This is a genomic window from Chitinivorax sp. B, assembly GCF_005503445.1.
GTDB lineage: Bacteria > Pseudomonadota > Gammaproteobacteria > Burkholderiales > SCOH01 > Chitinivorax.
The window spans coordinates 21,609-47,022 of sequence record NZ_SCOH01000027.1 but is presented as its reverse complement, the minus strand read 5'-3'; the positions used below and the strand labels follow the sequence as shown (position 1 = coordinate 47,022).

Here is a 25,414-nt window from a genome sequence, read left to right as displayed (position 1 = left end):
GTCAACAGTAAACAAAAAGCCCGCAATGCATGCGGGCTTTTTGATGGCTGCATTTAAGCAGGCAATCGCATTTCAATCAACGTGATAATTTGGCGCTTCTTTGGTGATCTGCACGTCATGTACGTGCGATTCGCGCATACCTGCCGACGTGATCTCGACAAACTCTGCGCGTTGGTGCATTTCGGCGATTGAGCCGCAGCCCACATAACCCATCGACGAACGTAAACCACCCATCAACTGATGAATGACCGCAGTGATCGGGCCTTTGTAGGGGACACGTCCTTCAATACCTTCCGGCACAAACTTGTCATTCGACTTGGCACTGTCCTGAAAGTAACGATCGCTGGAGCCTTGTTGCATTGCCCCCAGGCTACCCATGCCACGGTAACTCTTGTACGAACGACCTTGATACAACTCGGTTTCGCCTGGCGATTCTTCGGTGCCTGCAAACAGACCACCCAGCATGACAGCATGGGCGCCAGCTGCAATTGCTTTGGCAATGTCACCTGAAAAACGGATACCGCCGTCAGCAATCAATGGAACGCCTGTTCCGGCCAGTGCATCTGCTACATTGGATACGGCACTGATCTGTGGCACGCCGACCCCTGCCACAATTCGGGTGGTGCAGATTGAGCCGGGGCCAATCCCAACCTTGACGGCATCTGCGCCATTGTCAACCAACGCACGGGCCGCAGCGGCAGTGGCAATGTTGCCACCGATCACTTGAACCTGAGGGAAGTTCTTCTTGACCCAGTTCACACGATCCAGTACACCTTGGTGGTGACCATGTGCGGTATCTACCACAATCACATCCACACCCGCTTCGATCAGCAATTCCACACGCTCTTCGGTGCCAGCGCCTGTACCAACTGCAGCGCCTACACGTAGACGACCCAGCGAATCCTTGCAGGCATTCGGGTGCTCAACCGTCTTGATGATGTCCTTGACGGTGATCAGACCCTTAAGTTCGAAGGCTTCATTCACAACCAGTACACGTTCTAGGCGATGTTTGTGCATCAACTGACGGGCTTCCTCGTTGGCGGCACCTTCACGAACCACAACCAAACGCTCGCGCGGGGTCATGATCGAAGAAACGGGCTGAGCCAGATTCGATTCGAAACGTACGTCACGGTTGGTCACAATACCGACCACGATGCCATTCTGTACCACCGGCAGGCCGGAAATCTTGTGCTGACGGGTCAGCGCAAGTACGTCGGCCACAGTCATTGTGGGGGGAATGGTAATCGGGTCCTTGACCACGCCGGATTCGAAGCGTTTGACCTTGGAAACCTCCTGAGCCTGCGCTTGCGGCAGCATGTTCTTGTGAACAATACCCAAGCCACCCTCTTGTGCAATGGCAATGGCCAAGCGCGATTCAGTGACGGTATCCATGGCGGCGGATACCAACGGCATGTTGAGGGTAATATCTCGGGTCAGTTTCGTGGCGAGGCTGACGTCTTTAGGCAAGACGATGGAATGGGCTGGGATCAGAAGAACGTCATCGAACGTGAGCGCTTTTTGAATCACTCGCATGGTGGCTCCTTGCGGCAAAGAGGCATTATACGCAAATAGCGTATGAATCGCAAAATCATTCATGCAAATCCGTGCGAAATCGTATTCATTGGGGCAAACCCGCGGTACTTCAGGGCTTTGGCTGACCAAGTCGCTATGTTATGCTGATGGTTCATTTCCTCCCTTATTGCAGTGCGACAATGTCCGACGATCAGATCCGCCAGCATCGCGATGCTATTGATGCCATCGATGTGCAGATTCTCAAATTGATTAACGAACGCGCCTCCCATGCACATGAAATTGGCGTGTTGAAAGGGGGCGGGCTGGTTTATCGCCCGGAGCGAGAAGCGCAAGTGCTGCGACGTATCAAGGAGCTGAATCAGGGTCCGTTACCGGCAGAATCCATGGCGCGATTGTTCCGCGAGATCATGTCTGCCTGTCTAAGCCTGGAAAAGCCGCTGACCATTTCGTTTCTCGGTCCATTGGGTACGTTTAGCGAATCTGCTGTGGTCAAGCACTTTGGTCATGCTGCCAATCTGCAGCCCTGTGTGTCGATTGATGAGGTTTTCCGGCAGGCAGAAGCTGGTTTGGCCGATTATGCTGTGGTGCCAGTGGAGAACTCTACCGAAGGTGCTGTGGGGCGCTCATTGGATCTGATGACACAAACACCGTTGAAGGTGTGTGGTGAGGTGGTGCTACGTATCCATCAACATTTGATGCGCAAGCAGCCGGATCTGGTCGGGATCACCCGCATCTATTCCCATTCACAGTCGTTGGCGCAATGTCATGAATGGTTGAACCTACACTTGCCGCATGCGGAGCGGATTGCCGTTGCCAGTAATGCAGAAGCGGCTCGTCTGGCATCCGCTGATCCAGGTTTTGCGGCCATTGGCGGAGAGGCAGCGGCGGAACGTTACGAACTGATCAAGGTCGTATCCAATATTGAGGACGAACCCAACAACACCACTCGTTTTCTGGTGCTTGGGCAATCGGACGCGACCCGTTCCGGCAAGGACAAGACATCGCTGGTGATGTCCGCAAAGAACCAGCCGGGTGCGGTATTCCAGTTGCTGGGGCCGTTGGCAGAAAATGGCGTGAGCATGACCAAATTTGAATCCCGTCCGTCGCGAGACGGTTTGTGGGAATACGTGTTTTTTGTGGATGTGGAAGGCCATCGTGACGATGCTAGTGTGCAGAAGGCAATGAAGGAGCTTGCCGATCGTGCGGTCATCCTACGTGTCCTCGGTTCTTATCCTGTAGCGGTGCTTTGAATGAAAAAAATATGTGTGTTTTGCGGTTCGCGGTTTGGCAAATCCCCATCGTATCGTGTAGCGGCACGGGCTTTGGGCGAGGCAATGGCCAAGCGTGGTTTAGCTTTGGTGTATGGTGGTGGTAATGTCGGTTTGATGGGCGAGATTGCCGATGCGGCATTGGCTGCCGGGGGGGAAGTGATTGGCGTGATTCCTGACTTTTTGATGAAAAAGGAAGTCGGTCATGGCGGATGCACCGAATTGCATGTCGTGGACTCCATGCACACTCGCAAGGCTAAGATGGCCGAGTTGGCAGATGCATTTGTGGCCATGCCGGGCGGTTTTGGTACCTTTGACGAATTGTTCGAGATCGTGACATGGGGTCAGTTGGGTGTCCATGCAAAGCCGATCGGTTTGTTGAATATCGAGCGTTATTTCGACCCACTGATTCATATGGTGGAACACACTATTGATGAAGATTTTGCGCGTGAAGACAACCGGGGGCTGTTGATTGTGCGTGATGAGGTCGAAGCCATGTTGGACGCCCTGAAAACCACGCCTGTGGCGCCAGGGCCCAAATGGGATCAGCCCGTGACATGCTAACTGGTTGAGTCCGGTAGCAGGAAAAGAACCCGTCTGATTGCAAATGCAGGCGGGTTTTTTTGTTGCCCAGCCGGGCTGTCGGAATGATACGAACTATAACGATATGAGTTGTATCGATATTGATCGGACAAGAGTGGTCGGTCATTAGGGTCGCCCACAGGGTGCGATTCGCCATGAAATGTGCAACAATAGAAAAATAATTTCAATTGATACGCAATAATGTTGCGCGATCATTCAAAATATACTGCTCAAGCCGCTGTTTTCACTACACAAGCTCAATAATATTCACAGCATATGGAGTAAATCATGTTAATCATCATGAATCGGGGTGCATCGGATGCCCAGATCGATGCGGTGATTCACCGCATCCGCGACGCCGGCTTGGCAGAACATGTATCGCGTGGGGTTGAGCGCACAATCATTGGCGCCATTGGTGACGAGCGTAAACTCGAAGCCGATATGTTTGAGTTGCTACCTGGTGTGGAGCAAGCCATTCATATTGTCAAGCAATATAAGATTGTTGCTCGTGAGTGGCACCCAGACGATACGGTCATCGATATTGGTGGTGTCAAATTGGGTGGCAATGCAGTTCAAGTCATTGGAGGGCCATGCTCTGTTGAAACACAGGAGCAGATGCACCTGGCTGCGCGCTACACACATGAGGCCGGTTGCCGGCTGATGCGCGGTGGTGCTTTCAAGCCCCGTACCAGCCCCTATACCTTTCAAGGGCTTGGGGTGAAAGGCCTGGAATACTTCCGCAATGCTGCGCGTGTATACAACCTGCCAATTGTGACCGAGTTGATGGACGTGCGCATGCTCGATACCTTCATGGAGTGGGATGTGGATGTGATCCAGATCGGCACGCGAAATATGCAGAATTTCGATCTGTTGAAAGAAGTCGGCAAGGTCAATAAACCGGTCATTCTCAAGCGTGGCATGTCCGCGACCATTTCCGAATGGTTGATGTCTGCCGAGTACATTGCGGCTGGTGGTAACCATAACATTATCTTCTGTGAGCGTGGTATCCGTACTTTTGAAACGGCTTATCGCAACGTGCTGGATGTGACGGCCATTCCGGTATTGAAGCGGGAGACACATTTACCCGTGATCGTTGACCCATCACACGCAGGAGGCAAGGCTTGGATGGTGCCGGCGTTGGCCCGTGCCGCCGTGGCGGCTGGTGCCGATGGTCTGTTGGTAGAAATGCACCCAAGCCCTTGCGATGCTTGGTGTGATGCGGATCAAGCCTTGACACCGCAAGAACTGAAAGATCTGAACCAGACTTTGTCTACGATTGCAGGTGCACTTGGGCGCTCATTGAATGGCTAAGCTGTGCCGGCCGCTGTTGATGCGGTGTGATTTGCCGCCTACGTAACAGAAGGCGAGACGCAGGTTGAGGTGGTGGCGGATGGGTTCATCAGACCGGAGACCGGTTACAATCTCGAGCAAAGTGAGGCGCTCCGTATCAGCCTGCGGTGGATCAGGTTGTCGCGTTCAGCATTCACTATCACACCGGTAATTAAGCGATTTTTTCGGCATTGGTTGAACCGCCGACATCATGTGGGGAACATGTTGTGTTGTGCCGTAAGGCACAGACATATTGTCCGATGTGGCAGAACATGTGAGCTTGGCATATCAGGTTAACCTTGGAAAAACGCGGTAGCGTCATCTCCGAACCGAGATCGCGATGGATTGGCACGGCGTGCTGCTACCTACAGTAGAAAGACAGTAAGGTGTCCAGGCAATTCATCAATAAATTGGTTGTTGTGGGGGTCGGCTTGATTGGCGGCAGCTTTGCACTGGGTTTACGCAAGGCAGAGCGAGTCGGTCATGTGGTGGGCGTTGGGCGCGGTCAAGCCAATCTGGAACGCGCATTGCACCTGGGTCTGATCGACGAGGCATCGACGGATGTCGCCAGCGCTGTACAAGGGGCTGATCTGGTGATCCTGGCCATGCCGGTGGGACAGATGGCTGAAGTGATGCAATCCATCCGTCCTGCGTTGCCATTGCATGCGCTGATTTCGGATGTCGGTAGCACCAAGCAGGATGTGGTGACCATGGCAAAGGCACATCTAGGTGAACATTTACCACGATTTGTGCCGGCGCACCCCATAGCTGGTGCTGAACAGAGTGGCGCACAGGCGGCTCGCTTTGGCTTGTTCGAGAACAAGAACGTGGTGTTGACGCCCTTGCCAGCAACGCAAACACAGGCAGTCGACATGATGTCTGATTTATGGCAGACCTGTGGCGCACGCCTAAGTCTGATGTCGCCATCGGAACATGACCAGATCTTCGCCGCAGTTAGTCATTTGCCACATTTGCTGGCGTTTGCGCTGGTCGATGATATTGTGCATAAACCCAATGCCGATCAGTGTTTCAAGTATGCCGCGTCCGGATTTCGGGATTTCACTCGTATTGCTTCCAGTCATCCTGAAATGTGGCGCGATATCAGTCTGGCGAATCGTGAAGCCCTGCTGAAAGCGTTAGCTGCCTACCAGGATCAGTTGACCCGCGTACAAACGATGCTGGCTGCTCATGATGCCGAAGGTCTCCAGAAAATGTTTGATGTAGCTCGTACCGCGCGCAATGCGTGGTTGGATGGCCTGAAGTAGTCTTATCCGGGCTGCTGTCCACGGCAGCCCGTTCAATTCTTATTTCTTACTTAAAAGAAATGACTGCATTGGTTGCATGTGCCAATGCCCACCTGCGTATTCCCATTCATCTCAAATTGATCTGCACGGTTTATGTTGCGGGTTTTTCAGCTTGCCTGAAGCAATTTCAAAATAATTTTGGAACCGGTTGCTATCTGATGTCACTTAACAGGCAGATACACGCTGTATCTATTCTGTTAATTAACTCAAATAGGGAGATTCAAATGTCTAGTTCTGCAAATATCAATGGTAGCACTGGTGGTTTTGGCAACGCAGGTGGTATGGACATGGGCGATTACATGAAAAACATGCAGGCCCTGGCTGCTCAAGCCCGAGCTGAAAACTTTGCAACCCAGCAATTGCAAACCAAAGAAGACTGCATGCAAAAGCGTGGTGAAGCTTATATGAATGCTGCCAGTAAAATGCAAATTAAGTAATTTGGGTAGCTTCCACTCAGAGAGATTGATCAGGGAAGTCTGGGTATTGAATATCCAGATGTGCTTGTTGATCGATAAGGCCAATGACCAATCTCTGTGATGGTTTCATGTCGGAAAGGCGAAAAATGATTCCTCAATTGACAATGGCCGCTATAGGCCTAAAGGCAGCAATCAAACCGATGGAGAAAACGCTTGATGTTGCCGAAGGCATGATGAGCGACTTGGCAAAGCTTGATAAAAGACTGCATGCCCTTGTTGAAGGGAAGCCACATCAGAGTGCTGGCTTTTTGTCTGAAGGCACATGTCGAGTTCGCTGATTTTTGATTCGGCTGAATTGCGTCGATAAGCAAAGCTTGTCAGAAATAATTAACAAGGCTTGGTGAGTAAAGATTTTCTCACCGGCTTTTTCAGGAAAAATCATGACATCAATCAATACCACATCCATTTCAACCAGTCGCTTGCAAGGCGCGTTGGCTAAAGATGGCGATAATGCCCACTTTTCCGAATCGGGCAAACGGGACCTCATGAAGGTTGCCCAGTTCATGGACAAACACCCGGAAGTTTTCGGTACCCCCGATAAAAAGGGGAGCTGGGTTGAAGAACTATCGGAAGATAACTTCCTGGACAAGGCGGAGACCAAGGCATTCGAAAAAGGCATCAGCATGTTCAGCAGTGCTCATGCTGGTGCTGGTAACCAGGTTAGTGGTAACCAAAGCGGATATGGTGGCACAAATGGTTCGAATAGCGCTCCCAAGGATGATTGGGGCTACGCTTCGCGGATTGGCAACCATGGTTTCATCGATATGAAAAATGCGCTGGACGCCGAGTCCCGCCTTGACGGAGCAATTGCAAAGGATGGGAAAGGGGGCGGACATTTCTCCCCTACTGGTAAAGGTGATTTACAGGCTGTTGCTGAATACATGGATGCCAATCCGACAAAATTTGGCAAACCGGATAAGGCCAACAGTTGGGCTCAGGAGTTGAATGAAGATAACTACCTGGACAGCAACGAATTGTCGAAATTCGAACAAGGCATTTCCGATATCAAGTCTGGCCTGAAAGATGTGGCGTTGGAACAAGGTGCCAATGCAACAGGGGGACGAAATGCCAGCGGTAATCCTTATGATCGCGTCTCGGAATATGGCTCAAACGACAGTATGAAGAAGTTTGCATGGCAATTGCTGCAGCAAACTAGCCGAGAGCAGCAGCCCGTTTAATCTATGGTGATCAGGCTTGGGCGGGTGTATCCCGCCTGGCTGGTGAATTGAGTCTGAGCAAGAAAAGCGAGGCGTGAATATGAAGCTGATCTTGAATAGCCCCGTGACGATCGATGGGTCATCGTTGATGGATACACCGGTATCTATACCATCTGCGGCGGATATGGCTTTGTTTCGTTCAATGTTGAATGCCGATTTGGGGCAGGGTGATCTTTCTGCCAAGGTAGTCAATGGTTTGACCAAGGCAGCGGGTCAATTTGGCCGCGATCAGCAAGCATTGACCAGAGAAGTTCGCCGTGCTGAACGAAGTATGGACCCCCAGGACATCATGCGGGCTGCACAGGTCTTATCCAATTACAACAACGAAATGGCGTTGTCGGTAAAAGTGATCAGCAAGGCAACCCAATCGCTTGATCAGTTGAGTAAGTTGCAATGAATGATTGGCAGCGTCACCCGTTGTTCCAATACCTGCCGAGGGTACTATTGATGGTACTGCTGCTATCCCTGACGGGGTGTAGCGATGAAGTGGATTTGCAAAGCGGCCTGGCCGACAAGGAAGCCAACGAAATAGTTGCTGTGTTATCAAACGGTGGGGTACATGTTCGCAAACGGGCCTTGAAAGTCGGTTACGCGGTATCGGTCAGCGAAAACGACATTGCCGGTGCCGTTGCATTGATGCAGGCAAATGGCTTGCCCCGTCGGCCGGCTGATCGGATGGGTGACGTTTTCAAGAAAGAAGGACTGATCTCAACACCGCTGGAGGAACGTGCCCGTTATCTGTATGCCTTGTCGCAAGAACTGGAAGTGACACTGGGGGAAATAGATCAGGTCGTGGTAGCCCGCGTACATGTCGTGTTACCCGAACGCGTTGCGCCGGGCGAGCCATTGTTGCCGTCCTCCGCCGCCGTTTTCATCAAACACCGTACCGGATTGGATCCGGATCTGGTCAGGCCACGTGTATATCAATTGGTGTCATCGAGCATCCCGGGCTTGTCGAAATCATCGTCAAACAACGTCTCCGTTGTATTCATGCCGGCCGATGTTGTACCACCCTCCGTTCAGTGGGTGCGTTTTGGCCCATTTGACGTGACTGTCGCGTCATTGCCAGCACTGCGTTGGCTGGTTGGTATGGCGGGTTTTACCCTGGTACTGTTGATTGTCAGTGGTGCCTTATTGACCCTGAACTGGATGAAACAGCGAAACCGGCAGGTGGCAAATGGTGAGGAAGCCGCTGCATGACCCATGTTGCCTGGACACCTGATCGGTTGCAACAATGGTTTGAGCCATGGCGATTGACGGACGAAAGCTGGTTGGCGGATACATGGGGTCTGCAATGGCAGGTTAAATTCGCGCCAAGTGTGATCGCGTCTCGCTTGAGTTATGCAGCCTGGTGCCATCGATGGTCATGGGCCGTGCTGCCACCCGCAGCCCCAGACGGATTGTGGTTGTCTTTTTTCGGTGCGGATATCGAAGACTTGCAACGTGCTGCGGTATTGATGGATTTAGTGCTGAATATCGCGCCGAATTGGGCGGGTAGGCTACAGCCTATCTTACCCCAGGATCTGAGGGCGGTTGGGCAGGTACCCACGTCACAAAATATTCAGGATCTTCGATGGGCTTATGGATACCGAAGTTTGCAGGGGCAAGGGCTGCCAAGCAGTCGTGTTTCAAGCGCCCTGACGGTCATGGCAAACATGGAGGTGACAGTGCCCTGGGGACGGGTTGCATTGCGTCTGCCCAAACCGGACGTCGAGGATGGATTGGCATCATCTGAGGTGGAGGGGGCTGCATTGCGCGCATTGGCTGCCGCCGCCTTACGGCATGTTGTTGCGGTGCAACGACATGCAGGAGAGCACAATGTGGATTCGTGAGCAGATCAAAAGCCCGTTACCTGTCGAGCTGCCATCGCATGGCATCGTCCCTGCGAAGCTCGTTGGCGCAATCGGTGAAGCGCAAGACATACTGGCCCAGGCAAAAGCGGAAGCAGAAGCGCTGATTACCCACGCTCGTCAACAATCGATGCAGATCGGTATTGAGGCCATGCATCAAGCGGAGCGATCCGTACAAACGTGGCGCGTACAGCAAGAGGCGGCATATTGGGCCAGTCTGCGCGAACAAGAACGGTCATGGCTCGCAATACGCTCCCCGTTGCTTGCCAGGATTGAACAGGATCTGTTCGACCTTGCTGGTGACATGCTGACACAACTACACGTGGCAATACCTGGAACTTCGCGTGTACAGGCGATTGTGCGTGCGATGGTTACGTACTACGGACAGCGGGGTGATGCGACATTGTTCCTGCCCGCTCAAGGTATGACGATGCTGGGCGATGTCAGTGCATTGCCATGGCCGTGTCAGGTCGACACAACCTTGTCTGATGATGAATGCAGACTCGAATGTGCCGATGGCGTGGTACGGGCCTGTTTCAGTGGACGGGTGGCAGCGTTGAAAGCCATGCTGGTTGAAAACGCTGGTACAGGATTGGGTCATTCAGCTGAGGCGGTCTGCTTATCAGTGGCCAATGACGGGAGCGTGGCTGATATCAAAAACCAGGAGCACAACAATGAGTAAAATTGATCCACTGACCCAGCAACTGCAGGTTCGCCTGGGGCAATTGAATCAATTGATGGATGATCAATTGGCATCTGCAAACCCCATGTCGGCAGAAGACATGCAGGAAGTAACCGAACTGATGCGACAGATTCAATACGCTACTTGGGCGCAAAACCTGCTGGTGTCGACCCGGCATGATGTGATCCAGAGTGTCATTCGAGGAATCAACTGATGCATGCAACCATGATGCTGGATGAAGTCAGGCAATTGCTGAGCCAGCTCTGGCTTGGTGCCATGCCAGCCTATTCATGGTCACTGACCGCTGGCGTCATCGACGTTTGGCGTGGCGACAGGCACTGTCATCTGCGCGCCCTGTTGCCTGTCCAGATGCCGATTAACAACCGGATACCCGTTGAATGGCTGGAGATGGCAGTAGCCAGCGTTGCCCACTATCAAGGGGGGCTGGCGGTGAATCCGGAAGATGGTGGTGTCTGGCTCACTCGCTCGGTGGAGTTGGATGCTGGCGAACCAGCATTGGTCGATGCCTGGCTGAATCTTGTGGAACAGCGGGCAGTCTGGTTGGATCAGCCTACGTCACGTGGCTAAGCCATGCGGGTCATCGGCCTGCCTGGCCGGAATCGGGTAAGTATGAAGTTGTTTACTCCTGCTGCTGGATCTTTCGGTAAAAAATTCATAATGGAAACTGGGGATACTTTGCCAAATCGTCATCACTCAATACGGCCCTGGTCGTTACTGCGGACACTTCCTATCGGATTGATCTGTCTGAATACGGTGACATCGGTAGTCAAAGCCGCAGTACCGGAATCCTTTAAAGCTGGTAGTTTTGCATATCAGGCGGCGGGCGAGTCATTGGAAAAGGTCATGGGGAATGTGGCCGGAACCTATGGTCTGGCACTGCACATCGCGCCATCTGTAGCCAAGGTGCCGGCCAGGGGGCGGTGGCAATCCGAGAATGGCAAGGATTTCCTGGACCGCCTTGCCGCACAATACCGGCTCACCTGGTTCGTTTATGGTGGTAAGTTGTACATTGGAAATGGTACAGACCAGCGTACCACAACGTTGTCGGTGGGAATCGACACGGTGTCCTCCATCAAAGAGGCATTGACGGGCCTGGGCTTGCTGGATAGTCGCTTTGGCTGGGGGGAGGTTCAGGAAGAGGGGGCGGTCATCCTATCCGGGCCAAAGGAATATGTTCAGTTGGTGCGCGAGGCCGTTGATGGTTTGCGACAAGAACGGAATCAAGGCGATGCAATGGTGTTTCGTTTGCGTCATGCCTCGGTCGAGGACCGGGACTTAACATTTCGAGACCAGCATATTGTGGTGCCTGGGGTTGCCAGTATTTTGCGCAGCATTTTGGGCGATCACGCTCGCGAGAGTAAACCCGGCAACCCTCGATTACCCGCCAGCAGGGATGCCGGGCCCGTTGCCAACGGGTCGACTGCACCAACTGGTGTGGCAACTCGTGGTACGAAGATTGCTGCCGATCCAAGGTTGAATGCACTGATTATTCGTGATGAACCCAATCGATACAGTTATTACCAACGTTTGATCGAGCAACTGGATGTGGCGCAATCGATGGTAGAAATCGAAGCCATGATTGTGGATGTCGATCGGGACCGGTTACATGAGCTGGGTACAGATTTTTCGGTATCGGGCAAGCATGGTCGCTTTGACTTTGGCGAAGCCCTGGCCAGTGGCGGATCTGCAGTATTGATGGCAGGATTCGACCGATTTTATGTACGATTGCGGGCGCTGGAAGAACAAGGTGAGGCCCAGGTGTTGGCAAGACCGGGTGTCATGACACTGGATAATTTTGCCGCCGTGCTCGATCTGAGCAAAACCCGTTACCTGCGTCTGGTGGGCGAACGGGCGGTCGATGCCAAAACCATCACGGCAGGAACCCTGCTGCGAGTCACGCCCAGATTGATTGAGACACCAGGTGAAGCGCCGGCAATTCAACTGTCGGTGGATATTGAGGATGGTGATGTGCATGGCCCGGTCGACGCGCCGGAGGTGACGCGAAGTACAATCAGCACACAAGCCATCGTGTCACATGGCCAATCGCTGGTGATTGGTGGTTACCGTTCACAAAATGAAAGCAGTCGCGAACGGCGTATTCCAGTATTGGGTGAATTGCCATTGATCGGTAAGTTGTTCTCGAACCGTCAGCAGACTCGATCAACACGTGAACGTCTGTTCATCATTATGCCGCGCAAAATTGCGCGCGATCTTCCAGGTGCCCTCGCTGCGAGGGCTGAACAACTCTCGCCGCAAGCAGCCATGGCCCCCATGTAGATCGTTTGCCTCTACCATGGCCCGTAACGGGAATGACAGCCACTGCGCCAATGATCTGATTGGCGCAGTGGCTGTCAACCTATTGGTCATCGTCAGGCGTAAACAGCTTGCTTCAGTTGTGTTCGCGCTCGCGAGATGCGGGATCTGACTGTGCCGATCGGGATCTGTAATTGGGCTGCAGCCTGCTCATAAGGCAATTCCTCTTCCACAACAAGTAGCAATGTCTCTCGCATATCGTCCGGTAGCTGTTCCAGCGCATGGACTGTTCGATTGACCAGTTGCCACTCCTCGACATTCTGGGCCGGATCAACGGTACTGATCAGGTGCTCTTCCTGCACACCTTCATCAACAAATTCATAACGCTTTTCCGGCGAGCGGGCCAAATGGTGACGAACCAGATTCATGGCAATACCAAACAGCCATGTTTCCGGCTTGGACTCACCTTGAAAGTGATCGGCACAACGTAGCGCTTCCACATAGGTTGATTGCATCAGATCTTCCGCATCGTGGTTTCCAACGTGTTTTCTCAAAAAGTGATACAGGCGTCGGCCGTGCTGCTTGGCGAGGACTTCCAGGTTGAGAATGGTGGTATCGGTTGGATTGACTGGCGTATTCATGAAAGAGCTCCGAACTGAGTGTGTTATCGAGTTCGGCCTGGCACCGTTCCGTTAAGGGCACATCATTGATGTGGTATGCCGACATTTGGAACGAGGCTGTTGGTGGCCGTGTCGATGCATTTGCAGCTTCGATGCCAGTACTTGATTTTTTTAATTGGTTGATTTTTTTGTTTGTTTTTTGTTTGGGCGAGAGGTGTTTTTTTGTTTTTCAAAAAACGCTAGGTGGATTGTCAACAAAACTTAAAATCACCAGCCCCATGGAACCAGCTGTTGCGAACGGTCACTCAACGGATAGCGATGTTTTAGGAGAATGACTGTGGCTGATTTAGGGATTGCCAACCTGCGGATGGAGATGCCATTGACGCAGGCCAACAATACGACACCACCTGCCGCTACCAACATGTTTGATTCGAAGGCGATGGACCCGCTGGGGGCAGGTGCAGAAGAAGCTTCCTTTCGCTTGAGCGAATCGATCGAACGTCAGAAGCATCAGCTGGAGAAGCAGCTCAGCAAAACCACAACGCCGAATCAGTGGAATAAGGTGGCGCGACTGGAGGCCTTGCGCGAATTGCTGAACAATCAAGTTCAGCGGGATCGTCTGGGCGCAACAGCCCGTGAGTTTCGAGAGCGCCTTGGGCGTGATCCGGAAAAGGCTGCCAGTTGGCTTGAAGGACGACAGCCGGACGTCGCACTGCGGGCATTGGTGCTCGAGCTTGCTCTGGATGACGCCAGGCAGGCTGGTGACCATGTGGCCGGTGAGCTGGCGGAGCACGCTTGTGGCGCATTGTGGCGGTCAGAGGGGGCTTTGATCTGTGCACAGCTTGCTACGCACGTGGCGCAGACGACACAGCAGGCGGAAAGACAGCTTTATTTCCAGAATATCTTGGGGCGGGCCAATCAGCCCCACTCCTGGTTGAAACTGCTTCAACAACAAATCGGCGATCAGGATTTATCTGTTGCCATTGAAAAGCTGCGCAAAACATTAGCTACTGAATTGTCGGTATCGAGTCATTCGCTTGGTGCCGCGGGCAGTGGGCAGATTTTGAGAGATCTGCACCAGTTGGGCACCCTGCGGACCTTACTTGGGCAGGCAGGGAATCTGCGACAATCGCTGGTTCAGCGGCGAATGCCGTCTGGCAAAAGTGAATCGACAATAGCCAAAGCCGTGCTGGGGTTGGCTGGGGGGCCGATATTTGCCCAGGCGTTGTTTGATCTGATCAATGGCTTGCCCGATAGCCCCCCTGCGAACCAAGTCAGTCTGCTCAGCGCATTTCGTGCCTATCTGGCAGACAGCCCACTTGCAATCTGGACCGGAGGCGAGGACAACCGAGGAAAGGCGCTGACCATACTTGATCACCGGTTGGTGTCATTGTCCGCCAGTGATTCGGTCAGTGAGCATGCCAGCAGGGGATGGACATGAACGAATGGCAGACCTCGCTTCCCGGCTTGCTGGAGGCGGCAATGTATAACCGATCGGCAGCTGTCAACCTGTCGAACCAGTTCGAACTTCGGTTGGCGCAGGCCGACACCTGCTGGCTGTTTGCATTACTGATATTGGGCGGCAATCGTCAGCATGATCTGCTCTCTACTATCCTGACCCGTCGGTGGCAGGCTCCCGAACACTTTCATTCGATACTGCCGGGTGTCGGCCGCAACGATGATCTACTACTGATTTGTCGATTGCCGTTGACCCAGCTGTTGATACCACACCTGCAGGATCAATTGCAGATCATGCAGCGTTTGATCGCTTGAGTCTTTTTAGTCTGGTGTGACATGAATCAAATTCAGTCCAGGTTGATGGCATTGGCACGTCTGGCTGCGGCCCGCTCTGAAGTGGTTGCGGTGGGTGTGGTCATCTCGATTGTCTTCATGCTGGTTTTACCACTGCCGATCTGGCTGGTGGACATGTTGATTGCGCTCAACATCTGCATTTCATGCCTGTTGGTGGTAATTGCATTGTATGTGCCAGGCCCGCTCGCATTTTCCACTTTTCCGGCCGTACTGCTGGTCACGACCTTATTCCGTCTGGCGTTGGAGGTTTCCACCAGCCGTCTGATTCTGCTGGAAGCCGATGCCGGGCATATTGTCGAAGCCTTTGGGCAATTCGTGGTGGGTGGCAATCTGGTGGTTGGGATGGTGATTTTCCTGATTCTGACGGTAGTACAGTTTCTGGTGATCACCAAAGGATCGGAGCGGGTTGCTGAGGTGTCAGCACGTTTTACGCTGGATGCCATGCCGGGCAAGCAGATGTCGATCGACAGCGATCTTCGTGCTGGCCTTCTGGATGCCGCCCAGGCAAGAGCCAAGCGTGAGGACCTTGGGAAAGAGAGCCAGCTGTTCGGGGCGATGGATGGCGCCATGAAATTTGTCAAAGGTGATGCCATTGCCGGTCTGATGGTGGTAGCGGTCAACCTGATCGGCGGGATTTCAATCGGCGTACTACAGCGGGGCATGCCTGCTGGTGAGGCGATGCGGACCTATTCGGTACTGACCATAGGTGATGGCTTGATTGCACAGATTCCAGCACTACTGATTTCGCTCTGTGCCGGCTTGATCATTACCCGTGTTTCCAGTGGTGACAGCACTACCGAGAACGTTGGTCAGGAAATTGCCCGCCAACTATTTGCCGAACCGCGGGCATTGATCATTGCTGCAGGTGTCATGGTGATCTTTGCACTGGTACCCGGCATGCCCAGTTTGGTCTTTTTGATCCTGGCTGCATTGTCGGCAGGGGCGGGGTACTACAAGTTGCGTCATGCGAAACGCGATGGTGCTGAGGTATCCCAGGGGCCCTATCTGGTCCCGGAGGCCAATGCATTCTCGGCGGTGAGGCCACTCTGGCTGGCGTGCAGTCTGGATAGCTATGCTGATCCACGCATGTATCGGCTGATCGACGAGCTCCGCTTGCGTCAAAACGTCCTGATTGAAGATTATGGGATGGTGGTGCCCTCCCTTGAATATGAGCCTGATACAACGTTGGCGCCGGCTTCATTGCGATTCGCGGTGCATGAAATACCTGTGTTGTATCTGGTACTGCGCTGGGATGCCTTGTGGGTTCGTCGCAGTGCAGTCGAGCTGCAAGCCCTCGGCTGTGAGCCGGAAGCCGAGGAAGCGGATGGATGTTGGGTTGCGTATACGCAGGCCGATGCGCTATCGACAGCGGGTGTGTCTTTCCAATTGTTCATTCATGCCGCTGCTGACCGAATCGACTTGGCCATGCAACGCCACCTCAGTAGCTTCATTGGCATGCAGGAAACCCAGCGTTACTTGAGCTGGCTGGAATTCAAACATCCCGAACTGGTGAAAGAGTCGACCCGTGTGTTGCCGTTGGGACGGATCACAGACATCTTCCAACGCCTGGCTGCTGATGTGGTATCGATCCGGAATATGCGACTGATCATGGAAACACTGATCGATTGGGGGCAGCGAGAGCGGGATGTCGGATTGCTGACTGATTTTGTGCGCATTGCATTGCGTAACCAGCTGTCACATGAATATGCGCCAAACGGTCAATTGCAAGCCATTTTGCTGGAACAGGAAACCGAGACTCAATTGCGCGATACGATCCGGCAGACTGTCCACGGTGTTTTTTTCGCATTGACGCCAGCACAAACACAGGCACTGCTTGAGCAGATCCAGCGTATCAGGCTGGCAACACGGGACTCACAGGAGCGCGTGGTGCTGTTGGTTGCCCAGGATCTGCGAAGGTGCTTGCGCAAGTTGATCGAGGAGCAGTTTTTTGACCTGCCAGTCCTGTCATTTTCCGAGATCAGTAACTCGGTGACGGTGCAACCGTTATGTCGTTTGTAATGGGTCTCGATCAACAGAACCTAATTCAAGAGGTGAATCATGCCGGCCATGAAGGCTGACGATATCTATTGCAAGGTTTTGCGCGAACTGGCCAATTTGCTCGAAGACAGTTTGCTTGTTCAGACTGAAGCCTGGTTCATGGATGGTATTCGCTTCCAATGCAATCTGGATCAACAGGATGGCATTCGGCCCAAAGTGCTCCTGTATTGTGATTTCGGTGTGTTGCCGGATCGTGCTACACAGGCTGCATATGCATTTTTCCTGACCAGCAATGTATTTCTCTTCGGGGAAGGCGAGGGGGCATATTGCCTGATACCCGGGACGACACGCATCGTGCTGTGTCTGTCCATTGAGTTGCATGACTTCAGCGTTGCGGGATTATTCATCCGGTCTCGCCAAATGGCGGAAATGTCCAGCTTATGGCGCGCTGAACAACCCACTACAAAGTCGACGGACATGTCCGGGTCGTCACTATCGTGCCAGGTGCATCTGATGTGACAGCCATGCCACGGGCAATGTAGGGTTGTTGCCCGTGTCCATCTACAGGGGCGCCTTACACTCAATTGCATGGTTGATGGCCATCAGCCGCCATGCCTGATCTTCTTGGGCGCCGGTTCGTATGGCTGACCTGGCCGTTTTCTTTCTTGAGCGTGACCAATACTGTCGCACACGCTTCTGACGTCTCACTTCCTTTGTTTGGCCAGGCATGGCGTTGTGTGGATAAATCAATGTGGTGCTGAACAATTTCATGCCGGAATGAACCGAAATCCTGTTTTTGTCACTTAACGGATAAGCAGTGCGCCATGAGCGCCTGACTGGGCGTTGGATAGGGTGAAGGAGCTGGATGTGGCAGGTGGATGCAGCGAGAAATTGACGGCCGTATTGATCCAGCAACTAGGCGCGATCATGCAGGTTGAGAATGCAACACAGTGGTGGATTGAAGGTGTGCTGTTCAGTGTTACCGATACGCCGCCGCCCATGCCGCAATGGATCATTCTGTGTGATTTCGGACCTGTCTGCCCAGCGCTGAGCGTGACTGTCTATCGTGATCTGCTGGTACGCAACATCTTGTTGTTGGCCGGACGGGAAGTGGAGTCCTGCTTTGGCATTCTGCCTTCTACCCGCCATGTGGTCATGATGACACGGTTGAACGGGTCAAATATTGACGGTCCCGGTCTCGCCCGTGTGTTGCACGGCCAGGCCAGACAGGCCAGGCAATGGCGTGCCGAGATTGCTGCGGCCGACGGCGCCAGTATGTCGGGTCCGCCGGTATAGACGACGCGTAGATGGATGAACACGGCCTGCCAAGTTGTTTCTGAAGGATTGAAAGGTTGCACCATGCTGGAATTACGTATTTTGAATGGGCTGCATCGCGGGGCTGCGCTCGTCTTGGGAGATACCGCGCTGGTGCTGGGAAGCGGTCGGTCCGCAGACATCATGTTGCTGGATCCTGGTGTGACCGAGCAACACTTGCAGCTGGTTCCCGTACCCGATGGTTGGGTGCTGCGTCCACAGGATGGTCAGATACATCGCCAGAACGGTACGCGCGTAACAACGGATGAATTGTTGTTGGCAGGTATGCGATATGAGATCAGTGGCCTGTGGCTTGCATTTGATGCCCCTGATCAAGCGTGGCCGGATGCGCTGCCAGTGGTGGCCATACCGGATTCGCAACCGGTGCGTCAGAACGCAAGGCGTCCTCGTCGTTACATGACTTGGCTAGTGGTGGCGGTGGGCTGTTTCGCGGCGGCAGCCTGGGGGGCAGCCGCCAAATGGGCGCTGACTGAAACGGAATCTGCGCCAGTACCGTCGGCGATGCTCCCCCCGCAGCCGGATCAACCCATGCTACCAACGGCTGTGTCGCCGGCACCCGCCAAACATACTGATGTTGAACAGCTATCCCGTGAATTGCATGCCGCCCTGCGCGCACGCGATCTGGACAGCAAAGTAGCCATAGAACGGCAACCCAATGGGCTGCTGATGAGTGGCGATCTGAATCGGGACGAGGCGGCCAGCCTGGAGCGTTTGTTGGTGAAGTTTGATGAGTCATTCAAGCCTGCAATTGAAATCAAGGCGTTGGTGACGCCGGCAGCGAAACTCCTGCCGTTTCGAATCGTACAGGTGAATGGTGGGCCACATGCCAGCGTGGTGACGGCGAACGGGGACCGACTTTACCCAGGCGATATGTTGGCCGGCTACCGGCTGGTGGAGATCAACGGCGGCAAGTTGCGCTTTGATGGGAAGCGGGCATTGGAGATCGTGTGGTGATGGATACGGTTCACCTGGATGCCGTCACTGCCAGACTAAAGCGCACGGTACTGCAATTGCCGGCCCCAGTACTACGTGGGCGGGTCAAGCAGGTGCTGGGCACACTGATCGAAGGCCAGGCTGCGGGGGCTTGCGTGGGGGAGCTATGCGAACTGCGTCTGTCGGATGAGCCGACAGACTGCATGCTGGCTGAAGTGGTCGGATTCAACGGCTCGAATGTGTTGCTATCGGCATTGGAGGCACTGGAAGGGGTCTCTCCCGCAACCGAAATCAGGCCCTTGGGAACCCGTCACAGCATACCGGTTGGGCCGGAACTGTTTGGGCGGGTACTGGATGGTTTCGGTCGGCCACTGGATGGCAAACCGCTACCGCCGATTCAGCAGGTGGTACCGGCGATTCGTGATGCACCGCCCCCGACCGAACGCCCTCGCATTACGCAGCCTTTTGCAACGGGCGTTCGGGCCATTGATGGCTTGATTACCCTGGGTTATGGCCAGCGTGTTGGGGTGTTTGCAGGGCCGGGCTGTGGCAAGACGACCTTGTTGGCAGCCATTGCCCGTGGGGCCGCAGTGGACGCGGTTGTATTTGGGCTGATTGGCGAACGGGGGCGTGAACTGCGTGAATTTCTGGAACATGAGATGGATGAAACGCTGGTCGCGAAATCTGTGTTGGTCTGCGCTACATCTGACAGAACATCGATGGAGCGTGCTCGCGCGGCATTCACTGCGACGGCGGTTGCCGAAGGCTTGCGTGATCAGGGTTACCGCGTGTTGTTGCTGATTGATTCGCTCACCCGATTCGGTCGGGCACAGCGCGAAATCGGCTTGGCGGCCGGTGAGCCGCCGACTCGTGGCGGGTTCCCCCCATCAGTCTATACCTTGTTGCCCCGCTTGATCGAGCGGGCCGGCAATACCCAGCAAGGTTCAATTACCGCCATCTATACGGTTCTGGCCGAATCGGAGGGGCCGGCTGATCCACTCGGGGAGGAGGCCAAATCGTTACTGGACGGACATATTGTGCTGCCCCGCAAACTGGCTGAGCAAGGGCACTATCCCGCGATTGACGTGCTGGCCAGCCTTAGCCGGATCATGGACAACATCGTCCCGAAACAACAGGTGAGCGCAGCCCGCAAGTTACGACAGTGGCTGGCCCAATATCGAGAACTGGAGCTATTGATCAGGCTGGGTGAATACCGTGCCGGGCAGGATGCGGCATCGGATCAGGCCGTTCAGATGCAGCCGGCATTGAAGTCCTGGTTGCAACAGGATACGCGCGATACCTCACCCTTCGAGAAAACTTGCACGCAACTGGCGTCCTTATCGTCGGGTAACGGTACGTAATGCAACGGCCCAAATGGCGATTGGATGACAGTGAGGTACCACCTGCACCTGCTGCTGGTACCAGGGTATTGATCGCGACGATGCAGGGTTTGCGCGCGCATCGCCTGCAAACCGAAGAGGCGGCGTTGGCACGAGCCAGGGGACGATGTGAGGAGACACAGCGTGAGGTCGAGCAGGCTATCGGCAGGTACCGTGGCACGTTGATTCTGTCGAGCCTGAAGCGTGAATACGCCAATAGACGGCTACGCCATCAGCCGCTGCCGGCACCCGCCTTGTGTATCTGGCGTGATTGGGAATCGGGGTTATCACTGCAGCTTGAAGAGGCCGATCAGGCGATAGCTGAGGCCACATTGCGATTGGCCCAGGCCAATGAGCAATGGGTAATGGCCGTCAAGCAACGGCAGGCTGCTTATGTCGCAGTCGAGAAATTAGCCGAGCTGGCAGTCCAGCTCAAACCAATGGAGGAAGAATAGTGAGAACCGGTTTTGAGCAACGGCATGCCGTGACTGGATCAAGAACGACAGTCGGCATACCCGCTATGGCAAATCAGTTGCCACGCAGTGTACTGAATGAATGGCAAAGTCTATCGGCCGCACTCTCTCCGATCAGTCTGCTGATGCCTGCTGGCCTGTTTCAACAGGATGAAACAACGTCCCATTCTGTCGCTGCGGTCATGCCACCCGCGGCAGATCAGGCTGAACAGCAATTGCTGGCCGCCTTGAAAGCAGCACCATTAGGTAATGAACCGCAGCAATTCAGCCTGCTGTTGCCCGGTATGACGGAGGTTCGGGTGAACATGATCCCCGGTTCTGACGGGATACGGATTTGTCTTGGGGTACGTGACTTGGCAATGCGCCGATGGCTGTCGACGCGTCAGGCTGGATTGGGTGCAAATCTGGCGAATTTCTTCGCACAAGCTGTTGATTTGGAGGTGACACCATGACCATCGCCCGGCCGGTTTCTTGGCGGCAACTGAGTGCCACGTCGGCCGCCTGGTCAGATTGGTTGCGGGGCGGCAGACAATGGGTCCTGGATGCCCCATTTGCCCACATGGAATTGTTCAGCGCGCGGACGGGGTCGAATCAGCCAGCTTTGCGGATGGAGGGCGAGGCCGGTCCGATTTGGTTGGTGGAGGGTGATCGTTGGTTGGCTGTTGCCAGCGGCATCGACGTGTGTGGCGGCGATGCCTTGGCCGATGTATTGCGGGAGGTCGCGGTCGCACTGCTGCCGATGTCGTTGCGGCGTGCATTGCAGTTGGGACGGCCAGGCAAGATAGAAATGGTCCCAGATGGCTGTCTGGCGATGACCATTCGGTTGGTGGATACCACAGGGGCAAGTTTCGATTGTACGGCATTGGCACCTGCCGCGCGCTGGAGCGTGGTACGCGATATACCGGGCTGGCAGCCGGGTCGTCATGTGTTGCCGGCGCCGGTCTACTTGCCCGCTAATTTGGCTTGTAGCCTTGGCTATGCCATGGTTGATCGAGGTGCCTTGCGACAGTTGCGCAAGGGCGATGTCATAGTACTGACAAAGGCTTTTTTTGATCAGGAAGGCTTGGGTCGACTGCGAGTGGGTGCACGATGGCTGAATGTGCAGTTACGTGATTCGGCAGTTGCATCGCTGAAGGTCTTGGGATGGAGGCAAGACGGAATGAATGAACAAGTACAAGAAGGCCTGGATGTCAACGACACCTTGCCGGAGTCGATTACTACGTTAGCAACGATTGATGCGCTACCCGTGCGGCTGGATTTCGAATTGGGAAGGTTGACGACCAGTTTCGGTACGCTGGCGACATTGGCGCCGGGGGCCATCCTGGCGCTGGAAGAAGCGTTGCCACCCCAGGTCACCATTCGCGCCCAGGGTCACGCCATCGGTACGGGCGATGTCGTGGAAATCGATGGCAAACTGGCGGTGCGCGTGGTCACGTTATTCCACCCGGAGCCAGCATGAGCGGCCTGACTGCCGATCCGTTCTCCTTGCTGGTGTTATTGGCAATGATGGCATTGCTGCCATTACTGCTGATGGTGACGACCTGCTTCCTGAAAATATCGGTCGTGCTGTTGATGGTTCGCAATGCCTTGGGTGTACAGCAGGCACCGCCGACCTTGGCGCTGTACGGTATTGCGATGGCCATGACCTTGTTTGTGATGTCGCCTGTGCTGACGCGAATGGCCAATCAGTTCCATCAGGACTCTCCGCAAGCAGCAATGACCAGTCAAGTGACGTTGGAACGGGTCAAACTGGCCGCAGCGCCCTTGCGTGATTTTATGCAACGCTATGTCCGGCCCGAGCAGGCTACCCATTTTCTGGCCAGTGCGCGCAAGTTGTGGCCCAAGGCAGAAGGGGATGCAGCTTCCAAGCAGGATTTGCTGATTCTGGTGCCCGCTTTTGTCGTGTCCGAGCTGCAGACTGCTTTCGAAATCAGCTTCTTGTTGTATCTACCATTTGTCGTCATCGACCTTGTCATCTCCAATTTGTTGATGGCATTGGGGATGCAGATGGTGTCGCCCAGTACGATCTCGCTACCGTTGAAGATCCTGCTGTTTGTGATGTTGGACGGATGGAGCAAGTTGCTGCATGGCCTGGCCCTTTCTTACGTATGAGGTAGCAGATGGAAACCCTGGTTTTTTTCCAGAAAGGCTTGCTGTTGGTCGTGGCTTTGTCTGCCCCACCCCTGATTGTGGCAACGCTGGTCGGTGTATTGGTATCCCTGTTGCAGGGGCTGTTGCAGTTACAGGATCAAACCTTGCCGTTTGTCATCAAGTTGCTGGCCGTTGGCGTGACGCTGGCGTTGACCGGGGGCTGGATTGGCGGGGAGATCTTCCGCTTTGCCTTGCGGGCTTTCGATATCATCCCTGACATCGGTCACTGACGGCCATGCTGTCTCACCTTGATCCCAATACCTTATACCAGCCGTTGATGGCGTTGACGTTGGCGTTACCACGCTGGCTGGGATGCATGATGATCCTGCCAGCCATGATTCCGACGGTATTGCGTGGCACGCTGCGCAACGTGATTGCTTTGGCATTGGCACTGCCAACGGCTGGCGGGCTTTACGTCAACTGGCCTGCCAACCCGCCGCAAGGGTGGGTGTTCTGTCTACTGGCGACCAAGGAGGTCGCACTGGGCGCCATGCTCGGCATCCTGCTGGCCATGCCGTTCTGGTTGTTTCAGTCGATAGGGGTGTATATCGACAATCAGCGGGGGGCCAACGCCATGCAGATTTCCAACCCATCGGTCGGTGCCGACGCATCAGCGTTGGGCGGGTTGCTTAATCAGGCCCTGGTGGTATTGGCAATGGATACCGGTGCGTTTCTGGCAATGCTTGCCTTCATTGATCAAAGCTACCTGGCCTGGCCTGCCTGGCAAGGCTTGCCGGCGTTCAGTGACCGGCATATCGATATCTGGGTGGAGGCGTTCAACGACATGCTGGTTGCCACGTTGCTGTATGTTGCCCCACCCATGATATTGATGATGTTGATCGATTTGGGTTTTGCATTGCTGGGCTTGGTGGCGCCACAACTGCAGATCTATTTTGCTGCGATGCCGATCAAGAGCCTGGCGGCATTGCTGGTGCTGGCGGTGTATCTTGCATCGCTATGGGAGTTTGGTGGGCAGTCGATTGCGCAAACCTTGACGTTGTCCGACACGTTATGGAGGGGCGTTCGATGAGCGAGAAGACGGAACAGCCCACGGAAAAGAAGCTGGATGATGCGCGCAAGAAAGGGCAGGTGGCACAAAGCAAGGATCTGGGGCGGTTGTTGACCTGTACCGTGTTGCTTGAAATAGGGCAGAGTATGGGCAGCCGCTGTCGTGAGATATTGGAAGCACCCATGCTGCTGGCGTTATCACGGCTTGATATGCCGTTTTATCGCGCCGTGCAGGAGATTGCCAGTGTATCGCTTGCAAATGGCGCGATGATTGTATTGCCAGCGCTGATGATCGCCTTGCTGGCTGTGCTGATTGGAACCTGGGCGCAGATTGGCTTTCTGATTGCGCCGGAGGCATTGACGCCCAAGTTTGATAAATTCAATCCATTCAACAATTTCATCCAGCTGTTTTCGGCCAAGCATCTTGCCGATTTTGGTTTTAGCTTGATCAAAGCAGTACTTGTACTGACGGTTGTGTGGATCATGATTCGTGACAATTTCCATGCGACCTTGCTGATCGGAACAGGAACGTTGGACCAAGTATGGAGTGGCACCCTGTTGCTGTCGCGGGGTATCTGGCGAATCGTTCTGGGCATCTTTCTCGCCTTGACGTTGATCGACGTTGGTTTGCAGCGCTATTTTCACATCCGCAACCTGCGTATGAGCCATGACGACATCAAACAGGAGCACAAGGAGTCGGAAGGGGACCCGCATGTAAAAGGTCATCGGCGTCATCTGGCCATGCAATTGGCGAACTCGCCACCCGCAAACACTCGCAAGTCCAATGCGGTCGTGGTCAATCCTACACATTTTGCGGTGGCGTTATGGTTCGACGAAGCCGATGGTGTACCGCCGCGTGTGGTGGCACGCGGACATGATGATGTGGCCCGGCAGATGATCGATGTAGCCCGGGAAGAGCAGATTCCCGTCATTCGATATGTGCCCTTGGCCCGAACCCTGTATGCGACAGGACGCGAAGGCCAGTATGTACCGCGCCAGCAACTGGCCCAAGTGGCATTGGTCTATCGCGCCATCGCTGAGATGCTTGAGGCCGGCCTGCCAAGTGACATGCCGGAAATCGACCCTGTGGCAGCAGAGGCCTGGCTGGCTAGTTTGACGTCTATGGATACTGGTAAAGCGTGTTGAGGCAAGCTGTCGAGTTTGGTTGGTGGACAATGTGTTTGGTCGCA

The 25,414-nt window shown here is 54.3% G+C and carries 31 protein-coding genes; 29 read left to right on the top strand and 2 right to left on the bottom strand.

The features are described 5' to 3' along the window. Window positions 1-72: 72 nt before the first annotated feature. The gene (gene guaB, locus FFS57_RS16285) at window positions 73-1,533 is read right to left on the bottom strand and encodes an IMP dehydrogenase (protein WP_137938871.1); all 1,461 of its coding nucleotides are present in this window, start codon (window positions 1,531-1,533) and stop codon (window positions 73-75) included. A gap of 179 nt (window positions 1,534-1,712) precedes the next feature. Between guaB and pheA the strand changes: the two genes are divergently transcribed. From pheA to sctC, 14 genes are all read left to right on the top strand, one after another. Further along, entirely contained in the window at window positions 1,713-2,783 is a 1,071-nt protein-coding gene (gene pheA / locus FFS57_RS16280) for a prephenate dehydratase (RefSeq protein WP_137938870.1), read from the top strand. After that, on the top strand, window positions 2,784-3,365 hold the full coding sequence (locus tag FFS57_RS16275) for an LOG family protein (protein ID WP_137938869.1): 582 nt from the start codon (window positions 2,784-2,786) through the stop codon (window positions 3,363-3,365). It abuts the gene before it with no gap. A 306-nt stretch (window positions 3,366-3,671) separates the two neighbouring features. Next, complete coding sequence (aroF, locus tag FFS57_RS16270) at window positions 3,672-4,694, top strand: 3-deoxy-7-phosphoheptulonate synthase (protein ID WP_137938868.1); 1,023 nt, start codon at window positions 3,672-3,674, stop codon at window positions 4,692-4,694. Window positions 4,695-5,098: 404 nt separating this feature from the next. Further along, window positions 5,099-5,977 (top strand): prephenate dehydrogenase, encoded by an 879-nt coding sequence (locus FFS57_RS16265; protein WP_249384021.1) that lies wholly within the window; start codon window positions 5,099-5,101, stop codon window positions 5,975-5,977. Continuing rightward, window positions 5,956-6,453, top strand: coding sequence for a hypothetical protein (locus FFS57_RS16260; protein ID WP_137938867.1), 498 nt, complete (start codon window positions 5,956-5,958; stop codon window positions 6,451-6,453). Before FFS57_RS16265 ends, FFS57_RS16260 begins: the two co-directional genes overlap by 22 nt. A gap of 83 nt (window positions 6,454-6,536) precedes the next feature. Next, complete coding sequence (locus FFS57_RS16255; protein WP_137938866.1) at window positions 6,537-6,770, top strand: hypothetical protein; 234 nt, start codon at window positions 6,537-6,539, stop codon at window positions 6,768-6,770. Window positions 6,771-6,872: 102 nt separating this feature from the next. Then, the gene (locus FFS57_RS16250) at window positions 6,873-7,670 is read left to right on the top strand and encodes a hypothetical protein (protein WP_137938865.1); all 798 of its coding nucleotides are present in this window, start codon (window positions 6,873-6,875) and stop codon (window positions 7,668-7,670) included. Window positions 7,671-7,749: 79 nt separating this feature from the next. Continuing rightward, on the top strand, window positions 7,750-8,106 hold the full coding sequence (locus FFS57_RS16245) for an EscF/YscF/HrpA family type III secretion system needle major subunit (RefSeq protein WP_137938864.1): 357 nt from the start codon (window positions 7,750-7,752) through the stop codon (window positions 8,104-8,106). Next, on the top strand, window positions 8,103-8,909 hold the full coding sequence (gene sctJ, locus FFS57_RS16240) for a type III secretion system inner membrane ring lipoprotein SctJ (protein ID WP_137938863.1): 807 nt from the start codon (window positions 8,103-8,105) through the stop codon (window positions 8,907-8,909). The genes FFS57_RS16245 and sctJ overlap by 4 nt, the downstream gene beginning before the upstream one ends. Next, window positions 8,906-9,541 (top strand): hypothetical protein, encoded by a 636-nt coding sequence (locus FFS57_RS16235; protein WP_137938862.1) that lies wholly within the window; start codon window positions 8,906-8,908, stop codon window positions 9,539-9,541. The genes sctJ and FFS57_RS16235 overlap by 4 nt, the downstream gene beginning before the upstream one ends. Then, window positions 9,528-10,241, top strand: a complete 714-nt coding sequence (locus FFS57_RS16230; protein ID WP_171014003.1) for an HrpE/YscL family type III secretion apparatus protein — start codon at window positions 9,528-9,530, stop codon at window positions 10,239-10,241. Before FFS57_RS16235 ends, FFS57_RS16230 begins: the two co-directional genes overlap by 14 nt. Beyond that, a complete protein-coding gene (locus tag FFS57_RS16225; RefSeq protein ID WP_171014002.1) occupies window positions 10,234-10,455 on the top strand; it encodes a hypothetical protein in 222 nt (73 codons plus the stop codon). The genes FFS57_RS16230 and FFS57_RS16225 overlap by 8 nt, the downstream gene beginning before the upstream one ends. Then, window positions 10,455-10,829, top strand: coding sequence for a hypothetical protein (locus tag FFS57_RS16220; RefSeq protein ID WP_137938859.1), 375 nt, complete (start codon window positions 10,455-10,457; stop codon window positions 10,827-10,829). Before FFS57_RS16225 ends, FFS57_RS16220 begins: the two co-directional genes overlap by 1 nt. Window positions 10,830-10,937: 108 nt before the next feature. Next, window positions 10,938-12,539, top strand: coding sequence for a type III secretion system outer membrane ring subunit SctC (gene sctC / locus FFS57_RS16215; protein WP_171014001.1), 1,602 nt, complete (start codon window positions 10,938-10,940; stop codon window positions 12,537-12,539). Between the two features lie 92 nt (window positions 12,540-12,631). Here sctC and FFS57_RS16210 read toward each other — a convergent pair whose 3' ends face one another. Continuing rightward, window positions 12,632-13,156, bottom strand: coding sequence for an RNA polymerase sigma factor (locus FFS57_RS16210; RefSeq protein WP_137938857.1), 525 nt, complete (start codon window positions 13,154-13,156; stop codon window positions 12,632-12,634). Between the two features lie 68 nt (window positions 13,157-13,224). On the opposite strand from FFS57_RS16210, the gene FFS57_RS16205 reads away from it, so the two are divergent. From FFS57_RS16205 to sctU, 15 genes are all read left to right on the top strand, one after another. Further along, a complete protein-coding gene (locus tag FFS57_RS16205; protein WP_137938856.1) occupies window positions 13,225-13,470 on the top strand; it encodes a hypothetical protein in 246 nt (81 codons plus the stop codon). A 2-nt stretch (window positions 13,471-13,472) separates the two neighbouring features. After that, window positions 13,473-14,576 carry a hypothetical protein gene (locus FFS57_RS16200; RefSeq protein WP_137938855.1) on the top strand — a complete coding sequence of 368 codons (1,104 nt, stop codon included), beginning with the start codon at window positions 13,473-13,475 and terminating at the stop codon, window positions 14,574-14,576. Continuing rightward, complete coding sequence (locus tag FFS57_RS16195) at window positions 14,573-14,908, top strand: hypothetical protein (RefSeq protein WP_137938854.1); 336 nt, start codon at window positions 14,573-14,575, stop codon at window positions 14,906-14,908. The genes FFS57_RS16200 and FFS57_RS16195 overlap by 4 nt, the downstream gene beginning before the upstream one ends. A gap of 21 nt (window positions 14,909-14,929) precedes the next feature. Further along, window positions 14,930-16,966 (top strand): type III secretion system export apparatus subunit SctV, encoded by a 2,037-nt coding sequence (sctV, locus tag FFS57_RS16190; RefSeq protein WP_137938853.1) that lies wholly within the window; start codon window positions 14,930-14,932, stop codon window positions 16,964-16,966. Between the two features lie 39 nt (window positions 16,967-17,005). After that, the gene (locus FFS57_RS16185) at window positions 17,006-17,464 is read left to right on the top strand and encodes a CesT family type III secretion system chaperone (RefSeq protein ID WP_137938852.1); all 459 of its coding nucleotides are present in this window, start codon (window positions 17,006-17,008) and stop codon (window positions 17,462-17,464) included. 324 nt (window positions 17,465-17,788) lie between these two features. Beyond that, a complete protein-coding gene (locus FFS57_RS16180; RefSeq protein WP_171014000.1) occupies window positions 17,789-18,241 on the top strand; it encodes a CesT family type III secretion system chaperone in 453 nt (150 codons plus the stop codon). A gap of 63 nt (window positions 18,242-18,304) precedes the next feature. Beyond that, window positions 18,305-19,234 carry an FHA domain-containing protein gene (locus FFS57_RS16175; RefSeq protein ID WP_171013999.1) on the top strand — a complete coding sequence of 310 codons (930 nt, stop codon included), beginning with the start codon at window positions 18,305-18,307 and terminating at the stop codon, window positions 19,232-19,234. Continuing rightward, entirely contained in the window at window positions 19,234-20,574 is a 1,341-nt protein-coding gene (locus FFS57_RS16170) for a FliI/YscN family ATPase (protein WP_137938849.1), read from the top strand. The genes FFS57_RS16175 and FFS57_RS16170 overlap by 1 nt, the downstream gene beginning before the upstream one ends. Further along, complete coding sequence (locus FFS57_RS16165; RefSeq protein WP_137938848.1) at window positions 20,574-21,047, top strand: hypothetical protein; 474 nt, start codon at window positions 20,574-20,576, stop codon at window positions 21,045-21,047. Before FFS57_RS16170 ends, FFS57_RS16165 begins: the two co-directional genes overlap by 1 nt. Further along, the gene (locus FFS57_RS16160) at window positions 21,047-21,517 is read left to right on the top strand and encodes a hypothetical protein (RefSeq protein ID WP_137938847.1); all 471 of its coding nucleotides are present in this window, start codon (window positions 21,047-21,049) and stop codon (window positions 21,515-21,517) included. The genes FFS57_RS16165 and FFS57_RS16160 overlap by 1 nt, the downstream gene beginning before the upstream one ends. Continuing rightward, the gene (locus FFS57_RS16155) at window positions 21,514-22,524 is read left to right on the top strand and encodes a FliM/FliN family flagellar motor switch protein (protein WP_137938846.1); all 1,011 of its coding nucleotides are present in this window, start codon (window positions 21,514-21,516) and stop codon (window positions 22,522-22,524) included. Before FFS57_RS16160 ends, FFS57_RS16155 begins: the two co-directional genes overlap by 4 nt. Then, a complete protein-coding gene (gene sctR / locus FFS57_RS16150) occupies window positions 22,521-23,177 on the top strand; it encodes a type III secretion system export apparatus subunit SctR (RefSeq protein ID WP_137938845.1) in 657 nt (218 codons plus the stop codon). The genes FFS57_RS16155 and sctR overlap by 4 nt, the downstream gene beginning before the upstream one ends. An 8-nt stretch (window positions 23,178-23,185) precedes the next feature. Continuing rightward, entirely contained in the window at window positions 23,186-23,446 is a 261-nt protein-coding gene (sctS, locus tag FFS57_RS16145; RefSeq protein ID WP_137938844.1) for a type III secretion system export apparatus subunit SctS, read from the top strand. A gap of 5 nt (window positions 23,447-23,451) precedes the next feature. After that, complete coding sequence (gene sctT / locus FFS57_RS16140) at window positions 23,452-24,246, top strand: type III secretion system export apparatus subunit SctT (protein ID WP_137938843.1); 795 nt, start codon at window positions 23,452-23,454, stop codon at window positions 24,244-24,246. Then, the gene (sctU, locus tag FFS57_RS16135) at window positions 24,243-25,370 is read left to right on the top strand and encodes a type III secretion system export apparatus subunit SctU (RefSeq protein WP_171013998.1); all 1,128 of its coding nucleotides are present in this window, start codon (window positions 24,243-24,245) and stop codon (window positions 25,368-25,370) included. The genes sctT and sctU overlap by 4 nt, the downstream gene beginning before the upstream one ends. Window positions 25,371-25,414: the final 44 nt, after the last annotated feature.